Genomic DNA, 4,079 nt, shown 5'->3' on the forward strand with positions numbered 1-4,079 from the left:
GGGATGTCAGTTATCAATTTTATCTCTGGAATGATTTTAATTATATTATAAGAATAATTTTCTGAATAAAATATGCAAATATCGAAATTTATTTCGCCTTCTTTTTTTTCAAACAATAAACTAAATATGGTTTCGTCGTCTCCAACTAAAAAAGGCGCAAGATAAATCTTTTTGTATTTAAATTTCTCTATTATGTTTTGGTCATACGATATGACGCATATTAAATATTGATGATCATATTTTTTATTTTTATATATAGTGAAATCATTTTTCATCTTTGAGTTTTCTCACTCGAATATTTGTTTAATAAGTTTGTGGAAATTTTTATTTATGTTTTTCAAGATCCAACAAGAGGTGTCGCCGGACCAATTACAATAAAAAATCCTTTTATTTTGGATTTTTCATTTTTATAATCATCCCTCTTTTCCGGAGAATTTGCTTTGGTGGGATTTACACAAAAATGCATATATGATGCACCATACTGATGGTGGCACTCCAATACTGTGCCCGGCACTGAAACAGTTTGGGGTTGCGTCGGAAATGAGTGAGCTTGTGCAAAAGTGGCAGCCCCAAAGCTGATGACGGCCACAATGGCGACCCGTTGGGGGAGCCCAATCCTTGTCCATGTCAACATCGACTATGCCCTATCGTAAAGATGCTTTTGACGCCTGCGCTTACGTCAGGGACGAACTTATCTATCATCTTTATATGAAAATATTCATGATATGTAAAATATCTTGTCATGAAATCGAAAATCTACGGCTGATGGTCCTGCGATCTACCTGGAGCGTGTCTCGAAGGAATGATTGCGTCCCAGATTCGGCATTATGGAACTTCCTGGCAAGTCGCCGCGAAGTCGTCACATAGACACCGCACAGGCCGCCGGCGAACTCCAGAGCCCGCCCCATAGACTGTCAAATCAACGCGCCACAAGCTCGCCAGGATGGCAGGCACGAATCCTTTCTCTCGGCTCTTTCACCAGTCGCATGATTGCTGGCTGCCCCTGGTCGCCTTTCGCCGCGGGGAGTGTCGCGTCTGGTGTGGTGCAGACGAGAAAATGGCGACCCCATGGGCCGGGGTCGCTGAGTGGCAGATCGCTAAACGCTGAGACGATTGGAAAGGCAACCCAAAAGCCTTGTCCGGAGTTTGACATGCGTTTTCCAGCCCTGATTTCAAGGCGATATTACGCTCTCGTGTCATGGCGGCAGACTGGCCGCCGCCCCACATCACCTCTCAAAACATGCATATTGCAGCCCCGCCAAACCGGGCCATATCGGACCGTGAAGCGGAAAGCGATCTCCGCTGAGGTTCGCTCCCAATCTCTTAACTTGGCGGCCTTAAAGGCCGCCATTTTCTTTTTGGCATTCATCACGGTCGATCCTGGGCTTCGTACCAGATACGGAGAATCCGCACCGTATCGGATGACGTATCGACCTCATACACGATCAGATACGGCCACACCGCCACCAGTTCCCGGGTGCCGGCGGCCAAGCCCAAGCGGCCCCGGGCGGGAAACAGTGCCAGGCTGTCGCCGGCGAGCACCAGTCCACGCAGAACGCTTGAGGCTGCGTTCGGGTTGAGCAGTTCGAGATAAGCAACAATGACATCACGATCTTCCAGGGCAAGCTGATGCCATTCGACCTGCATGCTCAGTGACCAGCGATCGCCAGATTCAGCCGCTTGATCTCGCGCAGGAGATCGGCTCGCACCTGCTCATGCGGCACAGCCGGCCGGAGATCGGCCCGGGCTTCAGCGACGGCGGCATCGAGGAGCCGCCGCTCGGCATCGAGTTCAAGATCGATCTGGAGAACGGTCCGGTTCATAACGATAGTGTGATCACCTATCCTGGAACTTCAGGGAGCAACTCCTTTGTTCGTTTTATGTTCTGATCTTGTCCGTGTCGATACTTTCCTAATGGAGAGGGAAGGTTACACCAAAGGATAGTGAAGGCGGCCCGAAGTATACAGGTGGTGGCGCATATACCACCGGCGGCGGCGGAGGAGGAGGCGGTGGCGGCGGCGGCGGCGGCACATATATGATTGGCGGGGGAGCATAATACACAACAGGCGGTGGAGGGGGGGGGCCTGGATACCACCATCCCCAAGGCCTGTGCGGGCCGTGCGCCCAGGGCGGTGGTCCGGGTGCGTGGCCCCAGCCTGGAGGTGGAGGACCATGAGGACCGCCGGCCCATGGTGGCGGTCCTGCTATCGCGATCGATGTAGAACCAGCGATGGCTAGGGTGAAGAGGCTGACAATGAGTCCAATGTGCTTGGCTTTCATGATTTTCATCCCCCTGCAAGAGGGGCAGTTTGCACATGAATTATGGCGCGTTTTTGTTGGTCCGATCGGTGACGACGAGATCGCCGAGACGATCCGCCTGACGCTGGAGACAACGCCGCCCGGGGCGACGCACTGGTCGCTCCGTTTGATGGCCAGGGCGGTCGGCTACGTGCCATCCACCATCCATCGCATCTGGTGCGCTTTCGGCCTGCAACCCCACCGGAGCGAGACGTTCAAGCTCTCCAACGATCCCCTCTTCGTCGAGAAGGTCCGTGACATTGTCGGCCTCTACATGGCGCCGCCTGAACGGGCGCTGGTGCTGTGTGTCGACGAGAAATCGCAGATCCAGGCGCTTGACCGTACGCAACCACTGCTGCCGATGCGCCCCGGCCAGATCGAGCGCCGAACCCACGACTACACCCGGCATGCCGAACCTCGCTGTTCGCCGCGCTCGACATCGCCACCGGTGCGGTCATCGGCCGCTGCTACCCCAAGCACCGTTCCAGCGAGTTCAGGAAGTTCCTCGACCAGATCGAGGCCAACGTGCCGAGCAACCTCGACGTCCATCTGGTGATGGACAACTACGCCACCCACAAGACCAAACCGATCCGCGATTGGCTCGCCAAGCGCCCGCGCTGGCATGTCCACTTCACCCCCACCGGAGCATCCTGGAGTAACCAAGTCGAGCGCTTCTTCGCCTTGGTGACCGAAAAGCAGATCAGACGCGGCGTCCACCGCTCAACCCAGCAGCTGGAAAGCGATATCCGCGCCTTCATCGACGCTCATAACGCCGATCCCAAAGCCCTTCCGCTGGACCAAGTCCGCCGACAACATCCTCGCCGCTATCCAGCGCTTCTGCCAGCGCTCAAGCCAAATCGGAGAAACTACAGAATCAGGACACTAGCTGGCCCGGGTTGCCTAACCAGGCGAATCCGCAGGTATCGGTGTTTTCGTCATCCTGCTCGTAACGTCGCGGCCGACCTCCGCGCTGAACCGGGCGATCGGTGCCGGTCGGCCGATCAGGTAGCCCTGCAGCAGCGAGCATCCTGCCTCTCGCAGCATGGCGGCCTGTTCCTTGGTTTCCACCCCTTCCGCGACCACCGAGACGTCGAGCGCGCGGCCGAGCCCGAGCACCGCCATCACGATCGCTTCCGCCTCGCCGAGCCGTCCGAGATCATTGACGAAGGAGCGGTCGAGCTTGATCTTGTCGAAGGGGAACATCCGCAGCGTCGCCAGCGAGGAATAGCCGGTGCCGAAATCGTCGAGCGAGATCGTCACCCCGAGCGCCCGGATCCGCGCGAGCACCTCGGTCGCCGCCTCGGCATTGGCGAGCAGCAGCGACTCGGTCACCTCGAGTTCGAGCCGCCCGGCCTCCAGACCGGTCTCCTCCAGCACGGTGGCGACAAGATCGGGCAGCCCGCCGTCCTGGATCTGCAGCGCCGAGATATTGACGGCGACGCGCAGCTTCGCCGGCCAGCCCGCCGCCTCGCGGCACGCCTCGCGCAGCACGAAGCGGCCGATCTCGATGATACTGCCCGACTCCTCGGCGATCGGGATGAACGTGGCCGGCGAGATCTCCTCGCCGTTCCACCGCCAGCGTACCAGCGCCTCGAACCCGACGACCCGGTCGGACGCGATCTCGAACAGGGGCTGGTAGTGCACCGCCATTTCGCCTCGCTCGCAGGCGCCGCGCAGTTCCGCCTCCATCCGCCGACGGGCGAGCTGGGCCTCGTTGATCTCGGTGTTGAAGAAGGCGAAGCCGTTCCGTCCGGTCGACTTCACCTGGTAGAGCGCCATGT

Annotated in this window: 4 protein-coding genes and 2 pseudogenes; 2 read left to right on the top strand and 4 right to left on the bottom strand. The window is 57.2% G+C overall.

Annotation, left to right across the window (positions count from 1 at the left end):
* The 3 genes and pseudogenes from APM_RS22435 to APM_RS18570 form a co-directional block, all read right to left on the bottom strand.
* Positions 1-275: pseudogene (locus tag APM_RS22435) on the bottom strand (DNA-binding response regulator); the annotation flags it as partial.
* Positions 276-337: 62 nt separating this feature from the next.
* A complete protein-coding gene (locus APM_RS21855; RefSeq protein ID WP_138919273.1) occupies positions 338-589 on the bottom strand; it encodes a hypothetical protein in 252 nt (83 codons plus the stop codon).
* Positions 590-1,368: 779 nt separating this feature from the next.
* On the bottom strand, positions 1,369-1,647 hold the full coding sequence (locus APM_RS18570; RefSeq protein ID WP_007424933.1) for a type II toxin-antitoxin system RelE/ParE family toxin: 279 nt from the start codon (positions 1,645-1,647) through the stop codon (positions 1,369-1,371).
* A 5-nt stretch (positions 1,648-1,652) separates the two neighbouring features.
* On the opposite strand from APM_RS18570, the gene APM_RS20950 reads away from it, so the two are divergent.
* Positions 1,653-1,889, top strand: coding sequence for a hypothetical protein (locus tag APM_RS20950; protein WP_007424934.1), 237 nt, complete (start codon positions 1,653-1,655; stop codon positions 1,887-1,889).
* A 455-nt stretch (positions 1,890-2,344) separates the two neighbouring features.
* Positions 2,345-3,184 (top strand): annotated as a pseudogene (locus APM_RS20960) (IS630 family transposase); the annotation flags it as partial.
* 14 nt (positions 3,185-3,198) lie between these two features.
* Here the strand turns inward: APM_RS20960 and APM_RS18580 are convergent.
* The coding region (locus tag APM_RS18580; RefSeq protein WP_007424936.1) for a bifunctional diguanylate cyclase/phosphodiesterase at positions 3,199-4,079 on the bottom strand (881 nt) is incomplete at its 5' end.

Origin of the sequence: Acidiphilium sp. PM (genome assembly GCF_000219295.1) — a bacterium.
GTDB lineage: Bacteria > Pseudomonadota > Alphaproteobacteria > Acetobacterales > Acetobacteraceae > Acidiphilium > Acidiphilium multivorum.

Bases quoted from the DNA above. Each gene is read 5' to 3' on its own strand.
- APM_RS18570 (WP_007424933.1), bottom strand. From the start codon at position 1,647: ATGCAGGTCGAATGGCATCAGCTTGCCCTGGAAGATCGTGATGTCATT.